Source organism: Achromobacter sp., assembly GCF_036567245.1.
In the GTDB taxonomy this organism is placed as follows: domain Bacteria; phylum Pseudomonadota; class Gammaproteobacteria; order Burkholderiales; family Burkholderiaceae_B; genus Achromobacter.
Map to the genome: position 1 here is coordinate 1 of NZ_DATCUY010000481.1, position 24,263 is coordinate 24,263.

Annotated in this window: 27 protein-coding genes, 1 tRNA gene and 1 pseudogene; 14 read left to right on the forward strand and 15 right to left on the reverse strand. The window is 65.3% G+C overall.

Features of this window, described 5'->3' with window-relative positions; all coding sequences use genetic code 11:
- Window positions 1-1,221: pseudogene (locus VIR09_RS20430) on the reverse strand (5-methyltetrahydropteroyltriglutamate--homocysteine S-methyltransferase); the annotation flags it as partial.
- 142 nt (window positions 1,222-1,363) lie between these two features.
- Here VIR09_RS20430 and VIR09_RS20435 point away from each other — a divergent pair.
- Window positions 1,364-2,281, forward strand: coding sequence for a LysR family transcriptional regulator (locus VIR09_RS20435; RefSeq protein ID WP_332014509.1), 918 nt, complete (start codon window positions 1,364-1,366; stop codon window positions 2,279-2,281).
- 27 nt (window positions 2,282-2,308) lie between these two features.
- Here VIR09_RS20435 and recX read toward each other — a convergent pair whose 3' ends face one another.
- Window positions 2,309-2,992: a recombination regulator RecX gene (gene recX / locus VIR09_RS20440; RefSeq protein ID WP_332014510.1), complete on the reverse strand. Its 684-nt coding sequence runs from the start codon at window positions 2,990-2,992 to the stop codon at window positions 2,309-2,311.
- 132 nt (window positions 2,993-3,124) lie between these two features.
- Window positions 3,125-4,186: a recombinase RecA gene (recA, locus tag VIR09_RS20445; protein WP_332014511.1), complete on the reverse strand. Its 1,062-nt coding sequence runs from the start codon at window positions 4,184-4,186 to the stop codon at window positions 3,125-3,127.
- A gap of 291 nt (window positions 4,187-4,477) precedes the next feature.
- Here recA and VIR09_RS20450 point away from each other — a divergent pair, with 291 nt between their 5' ends.
- The 3 genes from VIR09_RS20450 (at window position 4,478) to VIR09_RS20460 (ending at window position 8,520) form a co-directional block, all read left to right on the forward strand.
- Entirely contained in the window at window positions 4,478-5,167 is a 690-nt protein-coding gene (locus tag VIR09_RS20450) for a response regulator transcription factor (protein WP_013392535.1), read from the forward strand.
- 115 nt (window positions 5,168-5,282) lie between these two features.
- On the forward strand, window positions 5,283-6,662 hold the full coding sequence (locus VIR09_RS20455) for a sensor histidine kinase (RefSeq protein ID WP_332014529.1): 1,380 nt from the start codon (window positions 5,283-5,285) through the stop codon (window positions 6,660-6,662).
- A gap of 196 nt (window positions 6,663-6,858) precedes the next feature.
- Window positions 6,859-8,520: an MFS transporter gene (locus tag VIR09_RS20460; RefSeq protein WP_414639449.1), complete on the forward strand. Its 1,662-nt coding sequence runs from the start codon at window positions 6,859-6,861 to the stop codon at window positions 8,518-8,520.
- Between the two features lie 420 nt (window positions 8,521-8,940).
- On the opposite strand, the gene VIR09_RS20465 is transcribed toward VIR09_RS20460, so the two are convergent.
- Window positions 8,941-9,150 (reverse strand): hypothetical protein, encoded by a 210-nt coding sequence (locus VIR09_RS20465; RefSeq protein WP_059379226.1) that lies wholly within the window; start codon window positions 9,148-9,150, stop codon window positions 8,941-8,943.
- 148 nt (window positions 9,151-9,298) lie between these two features.
- Between VIR09_RS20465 and VIR09_RS20470 the strand changes: the two genes are divergently transcribed.
- On the forward strand, window positions 9,299-10,198 hold the full coding sequence (locus VIR09_RS20470) for a recombination-associated protein RdgC (RefSeq protein WP_054451049.1): 900 nt from the start codon (window positions 9,299-9,301) through the stop codon (window positions 10,196-10,198).
- A 75-nt stretch (window positions 10,199-10,273) separates the two neighbouring features.
- Here VIR09_RS20470 and VIR09_RS20475 read toward each other — a convergent pair whose 3' ends face one another.
- The 5 genes from VIR09_RS20475 to VIR09_RS20495 form a co-directional block, all read right to left on the reverse strand.
- Window positions 10,274-11,710: a diguanylate cyclase gene (locus tag VIR09_RS20475; RefSeq protein ID WP_332014513.1), complete on the reverse strand. Its 1,437-nt coding sequence runs from the start codon at window positions 11,708-11,710 to the stop codon at window positions 10,274-10,276.
- Between the two features lie 140 nt (window positions 11,711-11,850).
- Window positions 11,851-13,143 (reverse strand): aspartate carbamoyltransferase, encoded by a 1,293-nt coding sequence (locus VIR09_RS20480; protein ID WP_332014514.1) that lies wholly within the window; start codon window positions 13,141-13,143, stop codon window positions 11,851-11,853.
- A 97-nt stretch (window positions 13,144-13,240) separates the two neighbouring features.
- Window positions 13,241-13,654, reverse strand: a complete 414-nt coding sequence (locus VIR09_RS20485) for a hypothetical protein (RefSeq protein ID WP_332014515.1) — start codon at window positions 13,652-13,654, stop codon at window positions 13,241-13,243.
- Window positions 13,655-13,657: 3 nt separating this feature from the next.
- Window positions 13,658-14,089: a BPTD_2524 family lipoprotein gene (locus tag VIR09_RS20490; RefSeq protein WP_332014516.1), complete on the reverse strand. Its 432-nt coding sequence runs from the start codon at window positions 14,087-14,089 to the stop codon at window positions 13,658-13,660.
- 142 nt (window positions 14,090-14,231) lie between these two features.
- Window positions 14,232-14,363 (reverse strand): entericidin A/B family lipoprotein, encoded by a 132-nt coding sequence (locus VIR09_RS20495; RefSeq protein ID WP_042792633.1) that lies wholly within the window; start codon window positions 14,361-14,363, stop codon window positions 14,232-14,234.
- Window positions 14,364-14,543: 180 nt separating this feature from the next.
- On the opposite strand from VIR09_RS20495, the gene VIR09_RS20500 reads away from it, so the two are divergent.
- Both VIR09_RS20500 and VIR09_RS20505 read left to right on the forward strand, forming a co-directional pair.
- The gene (locus VIR09_RS20500) at window positions 14,544-14,903 is read left to right on the forward strand and encodes a hypothetical protein (RefSeq protein ID WP_332014517.1); all 360 of its coding nucleotides are present in this window, start codon (window positions 14,544-14,546) and stop codon (window positions 14,901-14,903) included.
- Between the two features lie 66 nt (window positions 14,904-14,969).
- Window positions 14,970-15,380: a hypothetical protein gene (locus tag VIR09_RS20505; RefSeq protein WP_332014518.1), complete on the forward strand. Its 411-nt coding sequence runs from the start codon at window positions 14,970-14,972 to the stop codon at window positions 15,378-15,380.
- A 12-nt stretch (window positions 15,381-15,392) separates the two neighbouring features.
- Here VIR09_RS20505 and VIR09_RS20510 read toward each other — a convergent pair whose 3' ends face one another.
- The 4 genes from VIR09_RS20510 to VIR09_RS20525 all read right to left on the reverse strand — a co-directional run bounded on the left by VIR09_RS20510 (window position 15,393) and on the right by VIR09_RS20525 (window position 17,905).
- Window positions 15,393-16,661 (reverse strand): TIGR03862 family flavoprotein, encoded by a 1,269-nt coding sequence (locus tag VIR09_RS20510; protein WP_332014519.1) that lies wholly within the window; start codon window positions 16,659-16,661, stop codon window positions 15,393-15,395.
- Between the two features lie 285 nt (window positions 16,662-16,946).
- Window positions 16,947-17,291 carry a hypothetical protein gene (locus VIR09_RS20515; protein WP_332014520.1) on the reverse strand — a complete coding sequence of 115 codons (345 nt, stop codon included), beginning with the start codon at window positions 17,289-17,291 and terminating at the stop codon, window positions 16,947-16,949.
- A 250-nt stretch (window positions 17,292-17,541) separates the two neighbouring features.
- Window positions 17,542-17,618: transfer RNA gene (locus VIR09_RS20520), tRNA-Met, on the reverse strand.
- A gap of 20 nt (window positions 17,619-17,638) precedes the next feature.
- On the reverse strand, window positions 17,639-17,905 hold the full coding sequence (locus tag VIR09_RS20525) for a hypothetical protein (RefSeq protein ID WP_332014521.1): 267 nt from the start codon (window positions 17,903-17,905) through the stop codon (window positions 17,639-17,641).
- A gap of 283 nt (window positions 17,906-18,188) precedes the next feature.
- On the opposite strand from VIR09_RS20525, the gene VIR09_RS20530 reads away from it, so the two are divergent.
- Window positions 18,189-19,628, forward strand: coding sequence for a PLP-dependent aminotransferase family protein (locus VIR09_RS20530; protein ID WP_332014522.1), 1,440 nt, complete (start codon window positions 18,189-18,191; stop codon window positions 19,626-19,628).
- Window positions 19,625-20,188 (forward strand): DedA family protein, encoded by a 564-nt coding sequence (locus VIR09_RS20535; protein ID WP_332014523.1) that lies wholly within the window; start codon window positions 19,625-19,627, stop codon window positions 20,186-20,188. Before VIR09_RS20530 ends, VIR09_RS20535 begins: the two co-directional genes overlap by 4 nt.
- A gap of 7 nt (window positions 20,189-20,195) precedes the next feature.
- Here VIR09_RS20535 and VIR09_RS20540 read toward each other — a convergent pair whose 3' ends face one another.
- Window positions 20,196-20,468, reverse strand: a complete 273-nt coding sequence (locus VIR09_RS20540) for a hypothetical protein (protein WP_332014524.1) — start codon at window positions 20,466-20,468, stop codon at window positions 20,196-20,198.
- Between the two features lie 200 nt (window positions 20,469-20,668).
- Window positions 20,669-20,914, reverse strand: coding sequence for a hypothetical protein (locus VIR09_RS20545; protein ID WP_054451036.1), 246 nt, complete (start codon window positions 20,912-20,914; stop codon window positions 20,669-20,671).
- A gap of 183 nt (window positions 20,915-21,097) precedes the next feature.
- Here VIR09_RS20545 and VIR09_RS20550 point away from each other — a divergent pair, with 183 nt between their 5' ends.
- The 5 genes from VIR09_RS20550 to VIR09_RS20570 form a co-directional block, all read left to right on the forward strand.
- Window positions 21,098-21,703, forward strand: coding sequence for a hypothetical protein (locus tag VIR09_RS20550; RefSeq protein ID WP_332014525.1), 606 nt, complete (start codon window positions 21,098-21,100; stop codon window positions 21,701-21,703).
- 105 nt (window positions 21,704-21,808) lie between these two features.
- Window positions 21,809-22,267, forward strand: coding sequence for an Lrp/AsnC family transcriptional regulator (locus tag VIR09_RS20555; protein ID WP_013392515.1), 459 nt, complete (start codon window positions 21,809-21,811; stop codon window positions 22,265-22,267).
- 42 nt (window positions 22,268-22,309) lie between these two features.
- Window positions 22,310-22,618, forward strand: a complete 309-nt coding sequence (locus VIR09_RS20560) for a hypothetical protein (RefSeq protein ID WP_332014526.1) — start codon at window positions 22,310-22,312, stop codon at window positions 22,616-22,618.
- A gap of 62 nt (window positions 22,619-22,680) precedes the next feature.
- Complete coding sequence (gene pdxA, locus VIR09_RS20565) at window positions 22,681-23,661, forward strand: 4-hydroxythreonine-4-phosphate dehydrogenase PdxA (protein ID WP_332014527.1); 981 nt, start codon at window positions 22,681-22,683, stop codon at window positions 23,659-23,661.
- A gap of 125 nt (window positions 23,662-23,786) precedes the next feature.
- Window positions 23,787-24,263 (forward strand): bile acid:sodium symporter (locus VIR09_RS20570; protein ID WP_332014528.1); only part of this gene is annotated, 477 nt, incomplete at its 3' end.

Genomic DNA, 24,263 nt, shown 5'->3' on the forward strand with positions numbered 1-24,263 from the left:
GCGCTGGCCGACGGCCGGATTGTGGATACGTGCCGACGAACGACGGGCGGCCAGCGCGGCGCGCTGCCTGGCCAGGCCGTCCTGCGTGGCGGCTTGCGTCGCGCTGTCCAGGGCACGGCCAAGCAGGCTCAGTTCTTCCAGCTTTTGCGCGGCGAAGGACAGCCAGCTCTTGAGTTCGGCGTCGAGCTCGGTTTCATGGGCCAGGTCCACCGGCACGTGCAGCAGCGAGCAGGATGGCGCCAGCCACAGGCGGTCGCCCAATTGCTGCTTGATCGGGATCAGCGTGGCGATGGCGGCGTCCAGGTCGGTGCGCCAGATATTGCGGCCGTTGATGACGCCGGCGGACAGCACCTGCTCGGCGCCCAGGCCGGAAACCACTTCCGCCAGTTGCTCGGGCGCGCGGACCAGGTCCACGTGCAGGCCGGCCACCGGCAGGCCCAGCGCGGTCGGCAGGTTGTCCTTCAGGCCGTCGAAGTAGGTGGCCACCAGCAGCTTGACGGGGCTGGCGGACAACTGCTCATAGGTCTGCTTGAACGCATCGCGCCAGGCTTGCGGCAGGTCCAAAGCCAGGATGGGCTCGTCGATCTGCACCCACTGCACGCCCAGCTTGGCGAAGCGCGCCAGCACTTCCCGGTAGACCGGCAGCAGCGCGGCCAACAGTTGCAGCTTGCCCGCGTCGGCGGCGCCGGCGGCAAAGGCGTCGCCCTTGCCCTGGTACAACCAGGTCAGGGGGCCGGGGATCACGGGCTTGACGGCGTAACCCTGGGCCTGCGCTTCCTCGATCTGTTCGAACAGCGATTCGCGGGCGATGCGGAAGGTCTGGCCCGGCACCAGTTCCGGCACGATGTAGTGATAGTTGGTGTCGAACCACTTGGTCATTTCGCAAGCGGCGGCGGGCTTGCCCGACGGCGCACGGCCGCGGCCCATGCGGAACAGCGTGTCCAGCGTGACGGGCTCGTTGTCCTTCTGGCCGAAGCGGGCGGGCACGGCGCCCAGCAGCGTGGTCCATTCCAGGATCTGGTCGTACCAGGCAAAGTCGCCCACCGGAACGAACTTCAGGCCCGCGGCGGCCTGCAGCTTCCAGTGCTTGGCGCGCAGGTCGCGGCCGGTCTGTTCGAGTTCTTCGGCGGTCTGCTTACCAGCCCAATAGGCTTCAACCGCACGCTTCAGTTCACGCTGCGCGCCGATGCGGGGGAACCCCAAATTATGAATAATAGTCATGACATCGCCACCGTTAGACAAGATTTGTTCAAGTAGCAGCTATTCTGCGGTCAAATCAACATGAATCAAAATCAATGTCTACATTCATAAAATGAGAAAATCTCATAGAATATGAACTTATTCCCAGTCCCCGCAGTCACTCATGCTTGAAATCCGCCATCTTGAAACGCTGACTGCCATCCGCGACGGCGGCAGCCTGCAGGAAGCCGCCGAGCGCCTGCACCTGACCCAGTCGGCCCTGTCGCATCAGTTGCGCGACCTGGAAACCCGGCTGGGCACCTCCTTGCTGAACCGCCGAACGCGGCCGGCGCGACTGACGACGGCGGGTTTGCGGGTGCTGGCGCTGGCAGACGAGGTGCTGCCGCGCATCCGCGCGACGGAACGGGACTTGCAGCGACTGGCCGCTGGCCGCACCGGCCGGCTGCACCTGGCGATTGACTGCCATTCCTGCTTCCAGTGGTTGATGCCGGCGCTGGACGCCTTCCGCGCGCAATGGCCGGACGTGGCGCTGGACCTGTCGGCGGCGTTTTCCTTCGCCCCCTTGCCCGCCCTGGTGCGCGGCGACCTGGATCTGGTCATTACGTCTGACCCCCAGCCGCTGGACGCGGTGGATTATCTGCCGCTATTCAAGTACGAGTTGGTGCTGGCCGTGTCGGAATCCAATCCGCTGGCCGGCAGCAAGTTCGTCATGCCAGACCAGTTGGCCGACCAGACGCTCATCACCTACCCGGTGGACAAGCAGCGCCTGGACATTTTCACGGCCTTCCTCGACCCCGCCGACGTGGAGCCGGCCGCCATCCGCCGCGCGGAACTCACGCCCATCATTGCGCAGCTGGTGGCCAGCAACCGCGGCGTGGCCGCGCTGCCCAACTGGGCGCTGACGGAATACATGAATCAGGGCTGGTTGCGCCTGTGCCGGCTGGGCCCGCAAGGCGTATGGCGCACGCTTTACGCGACGGTGCGCAGCGAGGACACGGACGCCTCGTATATCGACGAGTTCCTGACCATTACCCGCGACGTCTGCTTCAAGACGCTTTCGGGAATCAAGTCGGCAAAGTAAGGCGCCAGGCGTTTCGGGCCCAAGCGCTCAGTCCTCGTCGCCTGCGCCCAGGATGCGGCGGATCACGTCGTGCGCGAAGCCGCGGCTGGCCAGGAAGCGGGCCTGTTTTGCGTAGGCCGCGCGGTCCTCCGGCTTGGCGCTGAAACGCTTCTTCCAGACTTCCAGCGCGCGGTCGTACTCGGTGGCCCGCAGCTGTTCGCGCAACTCGGCGACCTGGTTGTCGTCCACCCCATGCTGGCGCAATTCCTGCACGATGCGCGCCGCCCCCTGGCGCGACGCGCGCCGATGAACCAGGCTTTGCGCAAAGCGTTCAGTGGACAACCAGCCTTCTTTTTCCAGGGCGTCGAGCACGGCCTCGACTTCGGCCGGGTCCTCCGCGTAGGCCGCAAGCTTGCGTGCCAGTTCCTCGCGGGCGTGCTCGCGCCGCGACAGATAGCCCACGGCCCGCATCTTCAGCGACGGCCCCTTGCGGGCAGACTGGTTGTCGGCATCCTGCCCGCCCTCGGCAGCCGTGGCGCGGCGGCCGCGGCGCGCACCGCCCGCTTCCGAACTGCGACTCCACTGGTCCGCCCCATCGCTGGATTCCGCGCCCTGTTCGCTGCGCGCATCCGAAGTACGGCGCAAGCCCTGGGGCTTGGCCACGGTTTCGAATTCATCGTCCAGCTTGGCGCGTAGGCGCTCGGCTGAGGCGGGCGGCGGTTTCCAGCTCATGCGTTTCCTGCTTGCTATGCATAACGGCAGGCCCGTCCTGGCGCCTGCCGCAAGTATTCGGGCGACCCCGACGCGAGATGGGAGCTTTGCGCGGGCGGATCAGGATCCACGCGCGCAAAGGCATCGACCCGTTTACTCTTCGGTGTCTTCCGCGGTGGGCACGAATTCGGCCGCACGGCTGACGATGCCCTGGTTCTCGCGGACGCGGTTCTCGATCTCGACAGCCATGTCCTTGTGCTCTTTCAAGTACTCGCGGACATTGTCCTTGCCCTGGCCGATGCGGTTGCCGTTGTAGCTGTACCACGCGCCGGACTTGTCCACCACATTGGCGGCCACGCCCAGGTCAATGATTTCACCTTCGCGCGAGATACCGGCGCCGTACATGATGTCGAATTCGGCCTGTTTGAACGGCGGCGCGACCTTGTTTTTCACGACCTTGACGCGGGTTTCGTTGCCGACCACCTCGTCGCCCTTCTTGATGGAGCCGATGCGACGGATGTCCAGGCGCACGGAGGCGTAGAACTTGAGCGCGTTGCCGCCGGTGGTGGTTTCGGGGTTGCCGAACATCACGCCGATCTTCATGCGGATCTGGTTGATGAAGATGACCATGCAATTGGTCTTCTTGATGGTGGCGGTGAGCTTGCGCAGCGCCTGGCTCATCAAGCGGGCTTGCAGGCCGGGCAGGGAATCGCCCATTTCGCCTTCGATTTCGGCCTTGGGCACCAGCGCCGCCACCGAGTCGATGACGATCAGGTCGACCGAGCCCGAGCGCACCAACGCATCGGTGATTTCCAGCGCCTGCTCGCCCGTGTCCGGTTGCGAGATCAGCAGGTCGGTCAGCTTGACGCCCAGCTTGGAGGCGTACTGCACATCCAGCGCGTGCTCCGCGTCGACGAAGGCGCAGGTGCCGCCGATTTTCTGCATTTCAGCGATGACTTGCAGCGTCAGCGTGGTCTTGCCCGACGATTCCGGGCCATAGATTTCGACCACGCGGCCTCGCGGCAGGCCACCGACGCCCAGCGCGATGTCCAGACCCAGCGAGCCCGTGGAAACCACCTGGATATCATGCGAGACCTCGTTGTCGCCGTAGCGCATGATCGAGCCCTTGCCGAACTGCTTTTCGATCTGCGAAAGCGCGGCGGCAAGCGCCTTGGCCTTTTCCGATGCGGCGGCCTTGGTGGTTTTGTCGTCCATGTAGAGTCCTGTCTGTAACGTATCTGGTGTCGAGGGGATTGCGGGTCTGGCTGGGAGAGTCAGTCTTGCTTCTGCCGGGCCCGGTTTGCCGGGTTTGCCTAGCCCTGTGGTCCGGCGGTGCTTTGAGCTACGGATCAGATTATGGCATCGGATTATACTGTACAAAAAAACAGTGTGCCAGTGTTTTGCACGTATACCCTGAGTGGCAAGCATGGCGCCATATGCCAGAATGCCAGACGAATCCGGCGTTTTGTCCCCTTTGCGCCGCGGGGTCTTTTTTCACTGTAGCCCATGCGTATCCTGATCGCCGAAGACGACAGCATCCTGGCCGACGGCCTGTCCCGTTCGTTGCGCCACAACGGCTACGCCGTGGATGCGGTGCGCGACGGGCTGGCTGCCGATTCGGCGCTGGCTGCCCAGGCGTTCGACCTGCTCATCCTGGACCTCGGCCTGCCGCAACTGGCCGGACTGGAAGTGCTGCGCCGCTTGCGCGCCCGCAACTCCGCCCTGCCAGTGCTCATCCTGACGGCGGCCGACAGCATCGAGCAGCGCGTCAAGGGCCTGGACCTGGGCGCCGACGATTACATGGCCAAGCCTTTCGCGCTGTCCGAACTCGAGGCCCGCGTGCGGGCCCTGACCCGGCGCGGCGCGGGCGGCGGCGCCACCATGATCAAGCACGGCCGCCTGCTGTTCGACCAGACGGGCCGCGTCGCCATGGTCGACGACCAGACGCTGGACCTGTCGGCGCGCGAAGTCAGCCTGCTCGAGATCCTCCTGACCCGCAGCGGCCGCATGGTCAGCAAGACCCAGTTGGTCGACCACCTGTGCGAATGGGGCGAAGAGGTCAGCACCAACGCCATCGAGGTCTACGTCCATCGCCTGCGCAAGAAGCTGGAGCCCAGCGGCGTGAAGATCGTGACCGTGCGCGGCCTGGGCTACTGTCTTGAGCGGGACCAGGGTGCGGCGTACCTCGCAAGCTGAAGCGGCGCCGCCGGAAGCGCTGAACCAGGAAGCACTGGATGTCATGCGGGCGGGGGCCAAGGGCCCAAGCTTCGCGCCGCCGCAGCGCTCCCTGCTGGGCGAGATCCTGGACTGGATGCTGGCGCCGCTGTTCCTCCTGTGGCCCATGAGCGTGGCCATCACCTATGTGGTCGCGCAGAACATCGCCAACGTGCCCTACGACCGCGCACTGGCCAACAATCTCCACGTATTGACCTTGCAGGTCCACGCGCAGGACGGCCGGGCCGTGCTCAAGATGACCGACACCGCGCGCGAGGTGCTGCACGCCGACGAGACCGACAGCGTGTTCTGGCTGGCGCTGGGCAGCCGCGGCGAATACCTCGGCGGCGACCGCGCCCTGCCCCTGCCCTCCACCGTGGGCCAGCCCCGCCCCGGCGAGGTCCAGTACGAAGACGCGACCTTGCGCGGTTTCGGCATCCGGCTGGCGTTTACGTGGGTCGACCTGCACCTGCCCGATACGCAGCCAGCGCTGCTGATCGCGGCCGAGACCGTCGAAAAACGCACACAGCTGGCCAACGACATCATCAAAGGCGTAATCATTCCGCAGTTCGTGGTGCTGCCCGTCGCCGTGCTGCTGGTCTGGTTCGGACTGTCGCGCGGGGTGGCGCCTTTGAACGCGCTGCAGCAACGCCTGCGGGCCCGCCGGCCCGACGACCTTTCTCCCATCGACGAGCGCGCGGCACCCACCGAGATCGCGCCGCTGGTGGCCGCAATGAACGACCTGCTGGACCGGCTTTCGTCCAACGTGCAAGCGCAGCGCCGCTTCGTCGCGGACGCGGCGCACCAGCTGAAAACTCCGCTGGCCGGCCTGCGCACCCAGGCCGAACTGGCCCTGCGCGACGCCAGCCCTGAGGAAATGCAGTCCAGCCTGCGCCAGTTGGTGACGGGTTCGGAGCGCGCCACGCGCCTGGTGAACCAGCTGCTGTTGCTGGCCCGGGCCGAGAATCCCAGCGCCATCGGCCTGACACGCACGGACATCAACACCATCGCCTACGAACAGGCCATGCACTGGGTGCCGCAGGCGCTCGCGCTGAACACCGACCTGGGTTTCGAAGGCTCGGACCACCCGGTGGAAATCAACGGCAATCCCCTGCTGCTGGCCGAACTGCTCAACAACCTGGTGGACAACGCGCTGCGCTACACGCCGCGCGGCGGCCACATCACCGTGCGCGCACAGAGCCGGGACGGACAGGCGCTGCTGGAGGTCGAGGATTCCGGCCCCGGCATCCCGCCTGAGGAGCGCGAACGCGTGTTCGACCGCTTTTACCGCGTGTTGGGCACCACGTCCGACGGCAGCGGCCTGGGCCTGGCCATCGTGCGGGAAATCGCCCAGAAGCATCAGGCCAGCGTCGAAATCAGCGATCACCCCACGGCGCATTCGAACCTGCCCGGCATGCGGATCCGCGTGGTTTTTCCGCTTTATGCCGAGTCCCCGGATATGCCCGCCGCATCCTAGGACTATCCCTAGCGCCCCAGGGGGAAGTTACTTGTAGTTGCAATTTTAAGACTCAAGTAAGGATCCCGTCAGAACCTCGTCAGCCTCGCCCCCCAATGTTGCGTATAGCTCAATGTCGGTATGGCCGGCTGCGGGCGGAGCACGGCGGACAACCGCCGGCCATAAAAACCGAGGAGACATCATGAGCACAACAACCATGGCAGGCCGCGGTCCATCCGCGGATCCGCGCCCGATGACCAAGGATGAGCGCCGCGTCATCTTTGCGTCGTCGCTGGGCACGGTTTTCGAGTGGTACGACTTTTACCTCTACGGCTCGCTCGCAGCCATCATTGCGCAACACTTCTTCTCGGGCGTGAACCCCACCGCGGGCTTCATCTTCGCGCTGTTGGCGTTCGCGGCCGGTTTCGCCGTGCGTCCGTTCGGCGCGCTGGTGTTCGGCCGCCTGGGAGACCTGGTCGGACGCAAGTACACCTTCCTGGTCACGATCGTGATCATGGGCCTGTCCACGTTCCTCGTGGGCGTGCTGCCCAGCTACGCCAGCATCGGCCTGGCCGCTCCCGCCATCCTGATCGTCCTGCGCCTGCTGCAAGGCCTGGCGCTGGGCGGCGAGTACGGCGGCGCCGCGACCTATGTCGCGGAACACGCCCCCCATGGCCGCCGCGGCTTCTACACGTCCTGGATCCAGACTACCGCGACCCTGGGCCTGTTCCTGTCGCTGCTGGTCATCCTCGGCATCCGCACATTCATGGGCGAAGACGAATTCAAGGCCTGGGGCTGGCGCATTCCGTTCCTGATCTCGGTCGTCCTGCTGGGCATCTCGGTGTGGATCCGCCTGCAACTGAGCGAATCGCCGACCTTCAAGCGCATGAAGGAAGAAGGCAAGGGCTCGAAGGCGCCGATCGCTGAATCGTTCGGCCAATGGAAGAACCTGAAGGTCGTGATCCTGGCGCTGCTGGGCCTGACCGCCGGCCAGGCCGTGGTCTGGTACACGGGCCAGTTCTACGCCCTGTTCTTCCTGACGCAGACGCTGAAGGTCGACGCCAACACCGCCAACATCATGATCGCCATCGCGCTCCTGATCGGCACCCCGTTCTTCGTGGTCTTCGGCGCGCTGTCCGACAAGATCGGCCGCAAGCCCATCATCATGGCAGGCTGCCTGATCGCCGCGATCACGTACTTCCCGATATTCCAGGGCATCACGCACTTCGCGAACCCGGCGCTGGAAAAGGCCCAGGCCACGGCCCCGGTCACGGTGATTGCGGACCCGGCTACCTGCTCGTTCCAGTTCAACCCGGTGGGCACCTCGTCGTTCACCAGTTCTTGCGACGTGGTCAAGTCCTTCATGGCCCGCAACTCGGTGAACTACAAGAACGAAGCGGCGCCGGCCGGCTCGGTCGCCAAGGTCAAGATCGGCAACGACGAGTTCGCCTCGTTCGACGGCAAGACCCTGGCCCCGGCGGACTTCAAGGCCAAGGCCGCCGAACTGGACAAGTCGCTGACCACCGCCATCCGCAGCCACGGCTACCCCGCCAAGGCTGATCCCGCCCAAAGCAACAACGTCATGGTCGTGGTGCTGCTGGCCATCCTGGTGCTCTACGTGACCATGGTCTACGGCCCGATCGCCGCCATGCTGGTGGAAATGTTCCCGACCCGCATCCGCTACACGTCGATGAGCCTGCCCTACCACATCGGCAACGGCTGGTTCGGCGGCTTCCTGCCTCCGGTCGCCTTTGCGGTCGTCGCCGCGACAGGCAACATCTACGACGGCCTGTGGTACCCGATCATCATTGCAGTCATGACCCTGGTCATAGGCACGCTGTTCGTGCGCGAATCCAAGGACAACGACATCAACGCTTAAAAGGCCATCCCCCGCCGGACGGGACTGCTGCGCCCGTCCGGCCTTTCAAAAGCTCCTTATGGAGCTTTTTTTTTGCGCCGGCTCAAGACTTGGCTGCCACCGGACCGATCCGGCGAAAAAAGAGATCCGCACTTTCAGGACCATGTCAGACCCGGGCCATTAGACTGAGCGCTCAGATTACGGCCTTGCGCCAGATCGACCGACGATTGATCCCCCTGTCGGGCGATTGCAGGGCCAGTGTTCTGACACCGATACCGCGTTCCCCGCGAGCCTTTTATGACGCGGTATTGTGTGCTCCCGTACCGGCCCGGCCCTCAATGAGCCGGGCCGCTTTTTTTGTGCAGGGGCAAAACAACAATGGCGACCGCCACGCGGTCGCCATTATCGGGTCCAACTGGCGGCCGCCTGGGCCGCCCGCGATCAGCGGCGCATGCCCACGCCGATCGCCACCACGCCGGCCACGATGGCCGCGATGCCGGCCCACGCGGGGATCGCCACCGATTTCTCCGTCTCGGCGGTTGCTTTCACCGAACCGATCTGCAGCACGGTTTCCTCGGATTTGTAATTGAAGCCCTTGTAGGCCAGGGCGGCGATACCCAGGACGATCAAGATGGCGCCGATGATCTTCATTTTTTCTCTCCAGTTCGACTAGCTGCGCGGACATTAGCGCATAGGCCCGCCGCTGTCAGTGACAGAAGGTGTCGCGTCACGCTGCGGTATTGCCGCACTTCGGCAAAGCGCTCGCGTCGTATAGAATCTACCCTTTTGGCCGACGCTCATGTGGTTCAAGAATCTCAAGATTTATCGCCTCTCCTCGCCGTGGACGCTGGTCGGCGACCAGCTTGAAGAAACGCTCGCGCGGCATGCCTACCAAAGCGGCAACAACCTCGAAATGCAAAGCCTGGGCTGGGTTCCTCCGCGCGAGAACGGCGGCCTGGCGCATGTGGTCAACGGCCAGATCCTGCTGAGCCTGCGGGCCGAGAAAAAGCTGTTGCCGGGCACCGTCGTCAACCAGGTCGCCAAGGCCCGCGCCCAGGAAATCGAAGAGCAGCAAGGCTACAAGCCGGGCCGCAAGCAGATGAAGGAAATCAAGGAGCGCGTCACCGACGAGCTCCTGCCGCGCGCCTTCAGCGTGTACCGCGACACCCGCGTCTGGATCGACCCCCAGAACCATTGGCTGGTCATCGATGCAGCCGCGTCGGCCAAGGCCGACGAAGTCATCGGCCTGCTGGCCAAGTGCGTGGATCCCTTCCCGCTCGAAAACCTGTATGTCGCGCAGTCCCCCGCTTCGGCCATGACCGGCTGGCTGGCCGAGGACGAGGCCCCTGCCAACTTCTCCATCGACCAGGACACCGAACTGCGCTCCTCGGGCGAAAGCGGCGCGGCCATCCGCTACGTCAAGCACTCGATCGACGCTGACGACGTGCGCCGCCATATCCAGTCTGGCAAGCAGTGCACCCGCCTGGCCATGACCTGGGCCGACCGCATTTCGTTCGTGCTGACCGAAGGCCTGGACGTCAAGCGCGTCGCGCCTCTGGACGTGCTGAAGGAAGGCAATGAAGGCGTGGCCGCCAACGACGACGAGAAGTTCGATTCCGACATGATGCTGATGACGGGCGAACTGGCCAAGATGATGGCCGAGCTGGTCGACGCCCTGGGCGGCGAAAAGAAGGTGTAAGCCGCTGGCGCCATCGCGCCTGCAAGCTGGGCCGCCCTTGGCAGGGCGGCCTTTTTCATGTCTGCAAGACTGGCCTCAGGCCGCCACGACGCGGTCGCGGCCGGCCTGCTTGGCCTGATAGAGCGCCTGGTCGGCACGGTCGATCAGATAGGCGTAGTCCGGATGGCCGTCGAACGTCGCCACGCCGATGCTGGCCGTGATGTGCAGCGGTCCGGCCTCGGGAATATTGAAGACATGGCGACGGATTTCCGCGCCGAGCTTCTCGGCCGCGGCCAACGCAGCCTCGCGCGGCGCGTCCACCAGCACCACCAGGAACTCCTCGCCGCCATAGCGGAACACGAAGTCGCTGGAGCGGCACGCTTGGTGCAGGACCTCGGCAAACTGGCGCAGTACCTGGTCGCCCCCAGAGTGGCCGTGCTGGTCGTTGATGGCCTTGAAGTGGTCGATGTCCAGCAACAGGACCGAGAATTCGCTGCGCTGGCGCCGCGCAATCGAGATCTCGCGCCCGATCACCGAGGGCAGGAAGCGCCGGTTCAGCACATTGGTCAGCGGATCGCTGCCGCTCTCGATCTCGGCCACCATGTCGAACAAGCCGTTGAGCAGGTGCTTGATACGCGCCACCAGCTCCTGCAATTCACGCACATGGTCGGGCATGGCCGAGGCCTGCCCCAGTTCCTCGCCGCGCATCAATTGAGGCAGCACCACCCCGTCCAACTGCGCGACGGCATCCGTGATCTGCTGCAGGCCCGGCGCGCTTTCGAACATCGCCCCGCCCTTGTGCTGCAGCCACAGCCCGAACTCCGAGGCCGCCAGCCGCGGCAGGCTTTGTCCCGGCGCGCGGTAGTGCAGGCCGATGAGCACCGCCTGGCTCCATTCCAGCAAGGCGGCGCGCTGGCGCTCGCGTTCCGTGGAGATGTTCTGGCCCAAGGCGAACAGCCGGTAGGCCTCGTCGTTGCGGGCGCCGCGGCTGATGTCGCGCATGAAGGCGCGGCTCATCTGCTCAACCGCCAGGTCGAACAGATTGCATACGTACTGGGTCGCCACGGACGCGGCCATGCCGTCCAGGTCGCTGGCGCGCAGGCGCAGGGCAATCTCGTTTTTCAGGATGCGGGCGCCGGCCATCACCAGATGGATGGGGATATGGACGCGGGCGTGCACCTCGCCCACTTTTTTCTGCGTCGCCATCAGGGCGGCAATGTCGCCCTGGTCGCGCACGCACAGCAGCCCCTTGAGCCAGCGCGTCATGCCCGCATGCAGGCGGCTCGACACGATTTCATGGGACAGTCGCGGGCCGGCCTCGGCGTCGGCCAGCAGCGTGGAATAAAAGGCGTCGACCAGCTCCGAAAGACTGTCGCCCACCACGGCGGCGACTTGCCCGCGCGTATAGGCGTCAACCGACTGGTAGACCGCAATCCAGGCCTGCTCGTTGGACGCGCTCAGGTAGCACGCCTGATCGGATGCGCCAGCGTGCCGGCCGGGAAATGGCGGGACGCCGAGACTGCTTGAAGACATAGATAATCCGCCCGAAGGCTCCACGGCGTGTCCGGAAGCGACACGCGACAGAAAAAGTCAGCGCGGATTATGCTTGAAAACCCCGGGCCGGGGCCGCCCGGCGGCCTCGGCCTAGGGATATTCGGGCCGGCGTCGTGCGCTTATTCGAGTCCGTGAAAGGACGAATCGTCCGGCCCGACATGGGACGGATGCTGCCAGGTCACGTCGCGCAAGGAGTGCTGCACCAGGCCCTCGACGCCCAGCAGCACCGCGAAGATCGCCATGCGGATGGGAATGCCGTTGTCGGTCTGGCGGAAGATCGCCAGGCGCGGGTCGTGGTTCAGGTCCACGCTCAGGTCATTGGCGCCGGGACGGCTGTCGCGCGGCAGCGGGTGCATGACGATGGTGTCCGGGCCGCAGTAGGCATCGATGATGGCGCGGCTGATCTGGAAGTCCGGGGTGTAGCCTTCGTTCTCTTCGTTGGCGAAGCGCTCTTTCTGCACGCGCGTCGCGTAGATCACGTCGGCGCCGGCCAGCCCCTCAGCCAGCGTGCTCTTCTGCTCGATGACGTTGCCGTTGCGGCTGGCCTGCTCGATGATGTAGGACGGCATTTCCAGGCCCTTGGGCGACACCAGCGAGAACTTCACGTTCTTGTACAGCGCCATCAGCTTGATGAGCGAATGCACCGTGCGTCCGTACTTCAGGTCGCCCACCATGGCGATATGCGCGCCGTCCAGCAGTTTGCCCAGGCGCGAGAACTCCGTCAGGATCGTGTACAGGTCCAGCAGGGCCTGGCTGGGGTGCTCACCGGGACCGTCGCCGCCGTTGACCACGGGAATGTTGGTGGCGCGCGCGAACTCCGCGACCGAACCCTGGTCCGGATGGCGGATGACCATGGCGTCAACGTAGCCGCTCATGACGCGGCTGGTGTCGTAGATCGATTCGCCCTTGGCCATGGACGAGAACGTGAAGCCGGTGGTGTCGCAGACCGAGCCGCCCAGGCGGCAGAACGCCGAGCCGAAGCTGACGCGGGTGCGGGTGCTGGCTTCGAAGAACAGGTTGCCCAGTACCGCGCCTTCCAATACGCGGGACACCTTCTGGCGGCGGGCAATAGGCTGCATCATGTCGGCCACGCGGAACAGGTCCTCGACCGATTCGCGGGTGAACTGGTCCACCGACAGCAGCTGGTGTTTGCCTTCGACTGCGATGCGGTCACGCAGAGGACCTTCTTGTACGCTTTGCGTATATTTTTCCAGCAAGACGCCGTTCTGGACAATTTCGCTGACGAAGCGCTGCACCACTTCCGGCATGGCGCGGAATTCCTGCGAGCCCTCGGGCAGCAGCCAGGTATCGAGCGCGCGGCGCTTGACGCCGATGCGCGTCGCGAAAACGTCGCGGGTGAGGTTCAGGCGTCGCATGGCGTCGCGCAGGAAGGCTTGCTGGGAGATGGTCATGACGGGCCCCGAACGGAAGATTTATATACGCTGTGCGCATATTATTCTCAACACAAATCCAAGTCCAACACTTTTGCGCACACGGGTTTACCCGCAATTACCGCCTTGCATAGGCCGTGGACATCTGAGGCGCATCGGTGATTGCCTGTCCAGCCGCGAGCCAGCAGGCGGCGCAGAAGGCAAGTGCGCTGATCAGGTAGCAAAACATGGCCAGAAGCTGCGCGGGCCAGTGGCCGCGCGTCAGATGGCCGGTGTAGCCCTGGCGCAACAGGCTGACCTGCGCCAGGTAGGCAAACAGTATTCCCAGGCAGGCGGCCAGCAGGCCGCCCAGCAGCAGCGCCAACGGCAGTTGTAGATCCGGCGCGGCGATGTCGCCCCCTACCACACCCAGGGAAAAGCCCGTCAGGGCCAGCGCCGCGCCACCATTGAGCCAGCCCAGGAAGCGGAAGCCCCCCGCCAACAGCGAGAAAGACAGGCCGCTGGCGCGGATCTGCTGGGAGCGGGCATCCATGGATCAGCCTTCGCCGCCCTTGCGGCAGACCGGCGTGGCGCTCTGGATGGAAGCGCGGGCGGCGGCGATTTCGGCCGCATCCCAACGGCCTTCACCCAGCACGGTGATGGTTACCTTGGCGGTCGAAGGGCTGGCGCTTTCGGCGGAGATCAGTTCCAGCACCTTGGCAGGTTCCGACACCTTATAGAGCTGTACCTCGTCGGGCGCGCCCTTCTCGCCTTTCACGTGGCGCCAGGCATAGGCCACGTTGTAGGCGTGCTGCACTTGCACGTGGCAGGTCCGCACGTACTCGCCCGCACGGCGGAAAGCCGCTTCGTAGTTGGTATTGACGGTGAAGGTCTCCGTCACCACGGCATCGGACTCGTAGACCCCTTTGCTCGCGCAGCCGGCCAACAGGGCCGCAAACGCCATTCCCAACCACAAAGACTTGCGCATGACACTTCCCACGATCGAATTCAACTCCCCGAATTATGCCAGGAGGGGGGCTGCGATCCGGCAACAAAAAAGCCGCGAGAGCAATGCACAGGCATGTCTCGCGGCTTCCAGGCCGGAACCGCGGCGCGGGCGAACCAGGGCCCTACTTGGTGGCGGCGCCCTCGATCTTCTCGCCGCCCCGCTGGATGTCCTTGCCTGCCCCCGCTACGGTGTTGCATCCCGCCGAAAGGGCAGCGATCGAAAGCAACATGACGAGAAAGACTTTGTTCTTCATGGACATCTCCTGTCTGGGCTTGGAAAGTGAAGCCAGCATACCTCAAAGACCCTCATTTGGGCATCGGCCGGATGCAGGCGCCGCAGCCGCCGCCTCCTGGATCGGAGCTAGATCAAACACCGTTGAAAAGGCTTGCGATCGCCTGTCGCGCAATTACCGCCAATCGATTAGGATTCGCAAATGACCAAGAAACACGCATCGCAAAACAGCGGCTCCGCCCCGCAGGCCTGGGGCTGGGAACAGCCGCAATGCCGCGGACAGGCGGCATTGGCGCTCTTCATCGACGATCTTCATCGAGTTTTGCAGGCCCACACCGCCGGCAAGCTGGCTGAAAGCAGCACGCTGGCCGACGCGCAGCAGCACGTGAATGAATTGCTGGCTCGTTACAACGAAATAGGCGCCGCGCCGGAAATTTTCCTCGGCCAATCGGTCGAACTCAAAGAGGGCGTGGACCGTGACGGGGTGTCCCATACGGTACCTATTTTTTCAGCGCGCCTGAAGCAATCCTTGGTATCAATGCTGGGCCAAGGCCCCGTCTGAAAACGCCGCCCTGGCTTGCCAGCAGGTTAGGGCCATAACCAGAACAGTTAAGCAGGAGACCGCACAATGAAAAATACCGACAACGTCGTAGAGTTCCTGCGCTTGCTGTCGCTGGATGTCTCCCTGGGCGCCGCTGCCCAGCATGCTGCCAGCCAGGCGGATGCGCCACTGGCCCTGGCCCGCTTGGCCACCGCTCACGGCTTGCCCTGCAACGCGTCGGACTGGTCGGCCTTTGCCCGCAGTTGCCTGGACAGCTCTGAACTCGCGGTCGATCAGGCCGCAATTCCTGCGGAAGCCACCATCTGGCAACTGGTGCAGGATCCCGCGCACGGCACCGAAATCCCGGCCAGCGCGATTACCCGCGTCATCGGCATCGTCACCCAACCCGAAGGCGGCGCGCCGGTCGTGGGACATGTCGTCGGCGACCTGGCGCCGCGTGCACCGCTGGGCCTGGCGCCCTACTCCTCTGGCTCCTGAAGCCGCGCGACCTCAGGCCGGCGGCGTCCGCTCGCCAGACCGCAGGAATTCCATCACGCCGGCAGAGGCGATCACGCCGCTTGCCATGCATGCCGTCAGCAGATAGCCGCCAGTCGGCGCCTCCCAATCCAGCATTTCCCCAGCGCAGAACACGCCAGGAAGGCCGCGCAGCATCAAGCCGGAATCCAGCGAGTCGAACGACACGCCGCCGGCCGTGCTGATTGCTTCGTCCATCGGCCGCGCGCGCAGCAAGCGCAGCGGCAAGGCCTTGATGCGCAGGGCCAGGCGTTCGGGATCGCGGAAGTCTTCCGCCGAAGCGCATTCGCGCAGCAGCCCCGCCTTGACCCCCGTCAGCCCCAGCCGGCTCTGCAGATGGCTGGACATGGAACGTGCGCCCCGCGGATGCGTCACGGCGGCCATCACTTTTTCCCGCGGCCAATCCGGGGCCAGATCCAGCATGGCGATGGCATGCCCCTGGGCGTCGATCTGGTCACGCAGCGGCGCGGACAAGGCATACACCAGGCTGCCTTCTATGCCGGTTTCCGATACGACGAACTCGCCTTGCCTGGCGGGTGTCGTGCCAGCCGCCGTCTCGCAGGCCATGGCCACGGATTTCACGGGCTGCCCGGCGTAGCGCTCGCGGAAATGATCCGACCACGCCACGTCGAATCCGCAATTGGCCGGACGCAGCGGCGCGATGACGACGCCGTGCGTCCGCAGGCCGGCGGTCCAGCCCCCGTCCGATCCCAGCTTGGCCCAACTGCCCCCTCCCAACGCCAGCACCACGGCATCCGCCGCGTAGTGCTGCTCGCCCTCGGGCGTGTGGAAGCGCAGGGCGGCCGCACCGGGCCGCGAGTCCGCCGGCCACCCCAACCAGCGGTGACGCATGTGCAAGCGCACGCCGCTGGCGCGCAACCTGGCCAGCCAGGCCCGCAACAAGGGCGCCGCCTTCATCTCCTGGGGAAACACGCGGCCGGACGAGCCCACGAAAGTCTGGATGCCCAGGCCGTGCGTCCACTCGCGCAATCCGTCCGCGTCCAGCGCCTGCAGCCACGGCGCGATATGGAGAGCGCGGTCGCCGTAGCGCGCCAGGAACGGCGCGGCCGGCTCGCTATGGGTCAGGTTCAAGCCGCCCCGCCCCGCCATCAGGAACTTGCGGCCGACCGAGGGCATCGCATCGAATACATCCACCTGCACGCCTTGCGCGCTCAGGCGCTCGGCAGCCATCAAGCCGGCGGGACCGCCGCCTATCACGGCGACGCGCGCGACAGGCGGACTCATGACGCCGGCGCCTTCAGGCCGCAGGAATGGATACGCGTAGCACTAGGCATGGGGAACGACCGGGAGGAAATGGCGAAACAGGCGCGGGCGCGCCAGGAAGGGAAAAGATTGTCGCATAGCTGCGGCGCCCGGCAGGCGGGAAGCAATAAACGCCCCGATGGGGCGTTTATTGACCGGCGTTACCAAGTCATTGTTATGACAGGGAAAACCCGAAATACGCAGAGACTATCCCAAGGCTTGTCCACAGTAGCTGTGGGTAATTCAGCCCGAACATGCGCTGCGGAATCAGGCGTGGCCTGCGGCCTGCATCGGGCCGGACCAGGGTTCGGCGTCCATCTGGAAACGCAGTTCCTGGTATTCGCCATCCACCGCAACGGCAGACAGCAGGCCGGCGCCCATTGCCTGGCCGAGCGCGCGGCGGCACAGGGTTTCAGGATCGTCGGGCAAGGACTGGAACACCCCGTCCGGTATGCGCAGGCGCAGCAGCGCCTGGGGATCGCCGCGTTCCGCGGGCCGGCCAATATGGATATGGGCAGGATAGCCGTGCGGGCACCAGATGCCCACGTGGTACTTGCCGTCAGCGCCAGTATCGGCGACGTAGCCAGGATGATCGTATTTTGCTGTTCCCATGGACCCTCCTCGAGTGCGGCAACCTAGCGCGCGTGACCCATGGTAGCGCAGGGTTGGAGGCCTGTGCGGCCGCGAACACCAGGGAAAGTCCGGACTGGAACAAAGGTTTGACGCAGAGCAAGCGGCGCGGAAAATCCAGCCGCGCGGCGAAAAAAAAGCCGCGATGGAAATCGCGGCTTTCTTCTGCAAGGGATAATCCGAAGCGCCTCTTTCGACACGCCGCCGGGACTATCCGAATCCTGCTTGAAACTGGTTGCGGGGGCAGGATTTGAACCTACGACCTTCGGGTTATGAGCCCGACGAGCTGCCAGACTGCTCCACCCCGCGTCTGATGTGTGAATCATACATCATTTTGAAATCTTGTGCAGCGCACCCAGAAGTTTTTTTTGGCTTTTGGCCGATTCCAACTGAAAAAAAGCGGCGGCAGCCCGGAAAAAGCGCTGCGCATAGCCCGGGCTGTCCAGGCAGATCAGCTCTGCCGGACCAATGGCCGTGACGTGCGCCACGCCGCCGTAGCCCAGGCCGTGCCCCTCCCCCGCGTTGATCCGCACGGATACCGCGCCAGGCAGTCCGCCCGCGGCTTCCGGGCCGATGGCCGGCTCTTCGATTCGCACGCTGCCGCTGACGCAGACAAGGGTGGCGCCGGCGCGCAGGACCAGTTTCCGGCTGGCGCCGGCGGCAAGTTCCAGGCGGCGGGCCTGGGCATCTGGGGCGTAAGTCGCAATCATCGTCATCTCCTGTCGGACAACTACAGACTACGCGGGCCCTGCTATGCGCAACAGTCACACTCTCCGGGTTTCTGTACCGATGCAGATCCTCGATTTCCACGCTGTTATGGTGTACTTTGGCGGAATCTGTGCCTACCCTCATTCCAACCTCGGGGAGCATGATCGGCGCATGGACCCGCAACCGCTATATCTACGCCTGGCCAATCATTACCGGCGCGCCATCCAGACGGGCGTGCTGGCCCCGGCCCAGCGCATGCCCTCGGTCCGCACCTTGGTGCGGACCCATCATGTCAGCCTGTCGACGGCGCTGCAGGCCTGCCGCCAATTGGAAGACGATGGCCTGATCGAAGCGCGCCCACGCTCGGGCTACTTCGTGCTCAAGCCCCGGCGCAACACCATCCCGCCCGTCGACGAGCCGGACATCCGCCAGACGCTCGGCGCCGCGCAGTACGTGGGTATCCACGACCGGGTTTCGGACTTCGTGGCCAAGTGTGAGGCGCACCCGGTCAGCGCCAACTTCGCCCTGGCTGCGGCAGTGCCCGAGGCCTACCCGCTGGAGGAACTGAAGCAGGCCATGATGCGCGCGCTGCGCCAGTCGCCCGAGGTATTGGTGAGCCCGGTCCCGCCGCAAGGACATCCGGACCTGCGCACCGTGCTCGCCCGCCGGGCGCTGGCCAATGGCATCAATGCCACGCCCGATGACGTTATCGTCACGCATGGCTGCATCGAGGCGTTGAATCTGGCGCTGCGCGCAGTGGCCCGGCCCGGCGATACGATCGCGGTCGAATCGCCCGCCTACTTCGGCCTGCTGCAAATACTGGAAAGCCTGGGCATGCGGGCGCTCGAGATCCCCACCAGCCCACAGCACGGTCTGTCAATCGAAGCGCTGGACCTGGCCTTCCAGACTCACGGCAACATCCGCGCCGTGGTGGTGGTGCCCAATTTCCAGAACCCGCTGGGCTGCGTCATGCCTGACGCGGAAAAGGCGCGGCTCGTCGCCCTGTGCGAACGCCAGCAGGTGCCGCTGATCGAAGACGACACCTACGGCGCGCTGACCGACGACGACACGCCGCTGGCCGCCGCCAAATCCTGGGACGCTACCGGCAACGTCATCTATTGCTCGTCCATGCACAAGACGCTGGCGCCGGGCATGCGCCTGGGCTGGCTGCTGGGCGGCCGCTGGAAGGCCCGCATCGCCATGCTGAAGTTCGCCCAAAGCCGGCCCAACGAACCGCTGGCGCAGATCGCCGTGGCCGAATTCATGGGCTCGCGCGCTTACGACCGCCACCTGTCGCGCCTGCGCCGGCACCTGAAGATGCAGCGCGACCAGACCGCCGAGACCATCGCCGCGCATTTTCCTCCCGGCACCCGCCTGAGCATGCCGCAGGGCGGCATGCTGCTATGGGTGGAAATGCCCGACGGCCGTTCAGGCATGGAGGTGTTCGAAGCCGCCCTGCGCCAGGGCATACGGGTCGCGCCGGGCGCCATGTTCTCCAACGGCACGCGCTACAACCACTTCCTGCGCATCAGCTGCGGACAACGCACCACGCCCGAGATCACCAGCGCCCTGCAGACCTTGGCGCGCATCGTGGCCGAGCGGCCCAGATGAACCCAGCCCTGCATCAGTTCATCGTCGACTACGGCCTGTGGGCGGTGTTCGGCGGCACGCTGCTCGAAGGCGAAAGCGTGGTCGTGTTCGCCGGCTTCCTGGCACACCAGCACCTGCTGCATCTGCCCTATGTGATGCTGTGCGCCTTCGCCGGTTCGTTCCTCGCCGACCAGGCGCTGTTCTTGTTGGGCCGCCGCTATCGCGATCATCGCTATGTCCGGCGGATCCGCGAGAAGCCCGCTTTCGAGAAGGCCTTGGCGGCGGTGGACCGCTATCCGCACGGCTTCATCCTGAGCCTGCGCTTTCTGTACGGCTTGCGCACGGTGGGACCGGTGGCGCTAGGCGTATCGAACGTGCCGCCGCTGCGCTTCCTGGCGCTCAACGCCATCGCCGCCGCCATCTGGGCAGTGTGCTTCAGCGCCTTGGGCTACCTGTTCGGTCAGACCATCGAATCGATGCTGGGACGCCTGCATGGCGTCGAGACCAAGCTGGCCGTAGCCGTCGCGATCGGCGTCGCCATCTGGCTGGCTTATCACCTGCTGGGCAGGCGCCGCAAATAAAGCGGCCTCAGACCACCAGCTTGCCGCTGGCCCGCAGCACATAGCGGCGCTGCGCATTGCGGTACCAACGGCCCACCAGGGGCAATCGCGCCAGGCGGCGCAGGATGGGATGACGCTGGTCGAAGTCGTGCCAGGCCTTGAAGCCATGCCCCATGCGCTCCCAGCTCTGGCGCGCCTCGGGGGAGAGTTTGCCGGGGTCGAACGCCGCCAGCTTTGCTGCTTCCGAGACGCGCACCGCGATCGATCCGCCCCGGCATTCCAATGAATACTGATTCCGCATGGGGCCGCATATTACCCGGCTTGCATGACCTGCGCCGCCGCGCCAGAACCGCTGCCAGCGAGCGCAATTGGAGCCAGCTTTGACCGCCCCATGCAAGCCTTTGTAATTAAAGGAAATTGGACATCTATGCCCGCGCTATCCCAAGGCTTGTCCACAGAAGTTGTGGGTAACTCCCGCCCCCGGCAGCGCCAACGCCGCGGTTACTTCAAGGCGCCCAGGATCATGTCGCGCACGCTCTCGAAACCAGCCACATACTGCGGGTTCTCGGAGCGGGCCAGCAGACTGGAATAGTTCTGTTCAAGCTGGGCCTCGATGGCCTCGCGCAGGCCGGGCGACGCCTTGGCCAGATGCAGCATCGACAGCACGGTCGAATTCAGTGCGTCGATACGGCCGCCTTGATGCGAAATGGTATGCACGATGACGGCGATTTGTTCCTGGATGTCCATTTGAAAGCCTCCTGGCATTGAAGTCGGCGCAAATCCTAGCACGGCGCCACGCCTGCCCATGCTAGGCAAGCCCTGCGCACCGCGCTAGCATGAAGCGTAGCCGCAGAGGCACGGCGGCGCACGTCACCGGTTTCGTCTCCCGGGCTGCCGCCCGCGAAACTCCGGTGCAACCGGAGGCCTCCGATGAAGACGATCCAGAACTACATTGCGCCGGACGCCCAGTCCATCCGGCGCCTGCAGGACCGGCTGGGACACAGCGACGCGCGCATGGCGGAACTGGCCGGACTGGACGCGGCCGTCCCCTGGCACAGTTACATCGGCGGCGCCGAACCGCGCTCGCTGGGCCGCCAGCGCCTTTTCTACGTGGCGGCCCGCCTCACGCTGGACGAAGCGCAATGGCAGCGCGTGCTGGACGCCATGCACGAACTGGGCGCGCGCTTCGATTATCAAGACTTGCGGCACCCCGACGCCCTGCCCGCGCCCGAGCCCATGGCCGACGAAGAGCGCAAGTTCGGCATGCTGCTGGTCAGCCGCAATGGGGCCTTCCACGAGATGGAGCAGCTACGCGAGTTCGCGCATTTTGCTCACGAAGCCGACGTCAGCCGCTACGTGCATTCGGCCTTCTACGACAGCGACATCGACCTGTGCCGCTTCAGCTTCGCCGACCACGACGGCCTGGATGGCGCCAGCCGCGACCGCATCTTCGATGCGGCGCGCAAAACCATCACGCGCTTCGAATTCGACGGGCGCATTTATCAGGGCGGCATCCCGCCCGAATCGGACGGCTAGCGCCCGAACCGCCAGGGCGCGCGCACCGCTGCGCATTGACGCGGGCGGCCCCGCGCCTGTACCGTCGGCACTCGCGCTCTCTCGCTCCATGCCGCCCATCACCGTATGAACGAACGACTCGACGCCATCGACCGGCAACTGCTCAGCCTGCTGCAAGCCAATGCGCGCGAACCCGCCGCCATCCTGGCGCGCAAGCTCGGCCTGGCCCGCACCACCGTGGTGGCGCGCATCGCCCGGCTCGAGCGCGAACACATTGTGGCGGGCTATGGCGTGCGGCTGGGGCGGCTGCTGGAAGAAGCGGCGGTGCGGGCCTATTGCTCCATCAGCGTGCTGCCCAAGACGACTGCCGCAGTGATCCGCGAACTGGAGAGGATGCCCGAGGTCGAAGAGGTCTCATCGGTCAGCGGCCCCTACGACTACCTTATCTTCCTGCGCTGCGAAACCCACGAACAGCTCGACGAATTACTCGACCGCATCGGCTTGATCGACGGGGTCAAGCAGACCCAGACCTCCATCGTCCTGAGCCGCAAGCTCGACCGCCGCAGCGCCGTGGCCGCGCCCTGAAATGATGGTGTAATTGGGGTAATCGCCATTTCAGGACGCCCCATGTTTGCACGCCTTGCCCCCGCCGCCGTATTGCTCGCCTTGCTGACCGCCTGTTCCAGCATGAGCGAGGTCACGTCCGTCGGCAAGGACACCTACAGCGTCACCCACAGCTCCGGCTCCCAGATGATGACCTGGGTGGAAATCAAGAACCAGGCCCTGCTGCGCGCCGAACAGTATTGCCAGTCCATCGACCGCAAGCTGGTCAAGCCCAAGATCACGTCCAACCACGCAACCGGCCTGGGCCCCAAACGCGCTACCGTGACCTTCGAATGCGGCGTCATCGAACCGCCCAAGGATTCCTCGAAGTAAGGCGGCGGCCCGCCCGCTATCGGGTGTAGCATGGTCCGCAACACAACCTCAGTCCCAGCACCGTGAAGACCTCCCTGCCCGTGGGCATCACCATGGGCGATGCCGCCGGCATCGGCCCCGAAATCGTCGTCAAGGCATACGCGCAAGGCCTGAATGCGCCTTGCGTGGTGTATGGGGACGCGGGCGCGCTGCGGCGCGCCGCCGCCCAATTGGGCGCCAGGCTGGAAATCGTCGAGATCGCGGACGTGGGCCAGGCCTCGCCGGGCGCGGACCACATCAACGTCATCGCCTGCAGCCCCGCCCTGCCTGCCGACCTGCCCCTGGGGCAGATCAGCGCGGCCGCCGGGCGCGGCGCCTACGATTACGTCTGCGCCGCCATAGACGACGCGCAGGCCGGCCGCATCCGCGCGATCGTCACCGCGCCGCTGAACAAGAAGTCCATGCATGCCGCCGGCGTCGACTATCCCGGCCACACCGAGATCCTGGCGGAGCGCTCGGACACGCGCGACTTCGCGATGATGCTGGCCAACGACGAGCTGCGCGTGCTGCTGGTGACCATCCATGTGGCGCTGGCCGACGTGATCGCGCGCATCACGCCGCAAGCCGAACTGACCGCCATGAAGCTGGCCGATCAGGCCTGCCGGCAGATGGGCATCGACCGGCCGCGCGTCGCGGTCGCCGGCCTGAATCCGCACGCCGGCGAAGGCGGCAAGTTCGGCCGCGAGGACATCGACATCATCGAACCCGCGATCGCCGCCGCCCGCGCGCAAGGCATAGACGCCAGCGGCCCCTGGCCCGGCGACACGATCTTCATGCGCGCCCGACGCGGCGAGTTCGATATCGTGGTGGCGCAGTACCATGACCAGGGCCTCATTCCCGTCAAGTACCTGGGCCTGGACCATGGCGTGAACGTGACGGTGGGCCTGCCTTTCGTGCGCACCAGCGTCGACCACGGCACTGCCTTCGACATCGCGGGCAAGGGCTTGGCCGATCAGGCCTCGCTGGTCGCCGCCTTCGACCTGGCGCTGGCCATGACGCCCTGAGCGCAGCGCAGCGGCACATGCGGCGCTGACAACTGGCTGTCAGGAAGCGAGACGCCCCGGGGACTACAATACGCCCCGTTTACGCCGCCCGCGGCGCTTTCCGTCCGCTCTCCCTCCCTTCCCTCATGTCACGCCTTGTCCGCCTTCTTCCCGACCGCTTCACCCTCTACCTGATCTGCACCGTCATCATCGCCAGCATCGTGCCCGCGCACGGGCAAGGCGTGGTCGTGTTCGGCTGGATCACCAACATCGCGGTCGGCCTGCTGTTCTTCCTGCACGGCGCGCGCCTGTCGCGCGAGGCCATCATCGCCGGCCTGACCCATTGGAAGCTGCACCTGACGATTTTCTCTGCCACGTTCCTGATGTTTCCCTTGCTGGGCCTGGCGCTCAAGCCGGTGCTGGAACCCTTGGTCACGCCCGAGCTGTATCTGGGCATCCTGTTCTTGTGCTGCCTGCCCGCCACGGTGCAATCGGCCATTGCGTTCACGTCCATGGCGCGCGGCAACGTTCCCGCCGCCGTGTGCAGCGCTTCGGCCTCCAGCCTGCTGGGCATCTTCCTGACGCCGCTGCTCGTGGGCACGGTCGTGGCCAATGCCGGCAGC

Bases quoted from the DNA above. Each gene is read 5' to 3' on its own strand.
- VIR09_RS20435 (WP_332014509.1), top strand. From the start codon at position 1,364: ATGCTTGAAATCCGCCATCTTGAAACGCTGACTGCCATCCGCGACGGC.
- recX (WP_332014510.1), bottom strand. From the start codon at position 2,992: ATGAGCTGGAAACCGCCGCCCGCCTCAGCCGAGCGCCTACGCGCCAAG.
- recA (WP_332014511.1), bottom strand. From the start codon at position 4,186: ATGGACGACAAAACCACCAAGGCCGCCGCATCGGAAAAGGCCAAGGCG.
- VIR09_RS20450 (WP_013392535.1), top strand. From the start codon at position 4,478: ATGCGTATCCTGATCGCCGAAGACGACAGCATCCTGGCCGACGGCCTG.
- VIR09_RS20455 (WP_332014529.1), top strand. From the start codon at position 5,283: ATGCTGGCGCCGCTGTTCCTCCTGTGGCCCATGAGCGTGGCCATCACC.
- VIR09_RS20460 (WP_414639449.1), top strand. From the start codon at position 6,859: ATGGCAGGCCGCGGTCCATCCGCGGATCCGCGCCCGATGACCAAGGAT.
- VIR09_RS20465 (WP_059379226.1), bottom strand. From the start codon at position 9,150: ATGAAGATCATCGGCGCCATCTTGATCGTCCTGGGTATCGCCGCCCTG.
- VIR09_RS20470 (WP_054451049.1), top strand. From the start codon at position 9,299: ATGTGGTTCAAGAATCTCAAGATTTATCGCCTCTCCTCGCCGTGGACG.
- VIR09_RS20475 (WP_332014513.1), bottom strand. From the start codon at position 11,710: ATGTCTTCAAGCAGTCTCGGCGTCCCGCCATTTCCCGGCCGGCACGCT.
- VIR09_RS20480 (WP_332014514.1), bottom strand. From the start codon at position 13,143: ATGACCATCTCCCAGCAAGCCTTCCTGCGCGACGCCATGCGACGCCTG.
- VIR09_RS20485 (WP_332014515.1), bottom strand. From the start codon at position 13,654: ATGGATGCCCGCTCCCAGCAGATCCGCGCCAGCGGCCTGTCTTTCTCG.
- VIR09_RS20490 (WP_332014516.1), bottom strand. From the start codon at position 14,089: ATGCGCAAGTCTTTGTGGTTGGGAATGGCGTTTGCGGCCCTGTTGGCC.
- VIR09_RS20495 (WP_042792633.1), bottom strand. From the start codon at position 14,363: ATGAAGAACAAAGTCTTTCTCGTCATGTTGCTTTCGATCGCTGCCCTT.
- VIR09_RS20500 (WP_332014517.1), top strand. From the start codon at position 14,544: ATGACCAAGAAACACGCATCGCAAAACAGCGGCTCCGCCCCGCAGGCC.
- VIR09_RS20505 (WP_332014518.1), top strand. From the start codon at position 14,970: ATGAAAAATACCGACAACGTCGTAGAGTTCCTGCGCTTGCTGTCGCTG.
- VIR09_RS20510 (WP_332014519.1), bottom strand. From the start codon at position 16,661: ATGAGTCCGCCTGTCGCGCGCGTCGCCGTGATAGGCGGCGGTCCCGCC.
- VIR09_RS20515 (WP_332014520.1), bottom strand. From the start codon at position 17,291: ATGGGAACAGCAAAATACGATCATCCTGGCTACGTCGCCGATACTGGC.
- VIR09_RS20530 (WP_332014522.1), top strand. From the start codon at position 18,189: ATGGACCCGCAACCGCTATATCTACGCCTGGCCAATCATTACCGGCGC.
- VIR09_RS20535 (WP_332014523.1), top strand. From the start codon at position 19,625: ATGAACCCAGCCCTGCATCAGTTCATCGTCGACTACGGCCTGTGGGCG.
- VIR09_RS20540 (WP_332014524.1), bottom strand. From the start codon at position 20,468: ATGCGGAATCAGTATTCATTGGAATGCCGGGGCGGATCGATCGCGGTG.
- VIR09_RS20545 (WP_054451036.1), bottom strand. From the start codon at position 20,914: ATGGACATCCAGGAACAAATCGCCGTCATCGTGCATACCATTTCGCAT.
- VIR09_RS20550 (WP_332014525.1), top strand. From the start codon at position 21,098: ATGAAGACGATCCAGAACTACATTGCGCCGGACGCCCAGTCCATCCGG.
- VIR09_RS20555 (WP_013392515.1), top strand. From the start codon at position 21,809: ATGAACGAACGACTCGACGCCATCGACCGGCAACTGCTCAGCCTGCTG.
- VIR09_RS20560 (WP_332014526.1), top strand. From the start codon at position 22,310: ATGTTTGCACGCCTTGCCCCCGCCGCCGTATTGCTCGCCTTGCTGACC.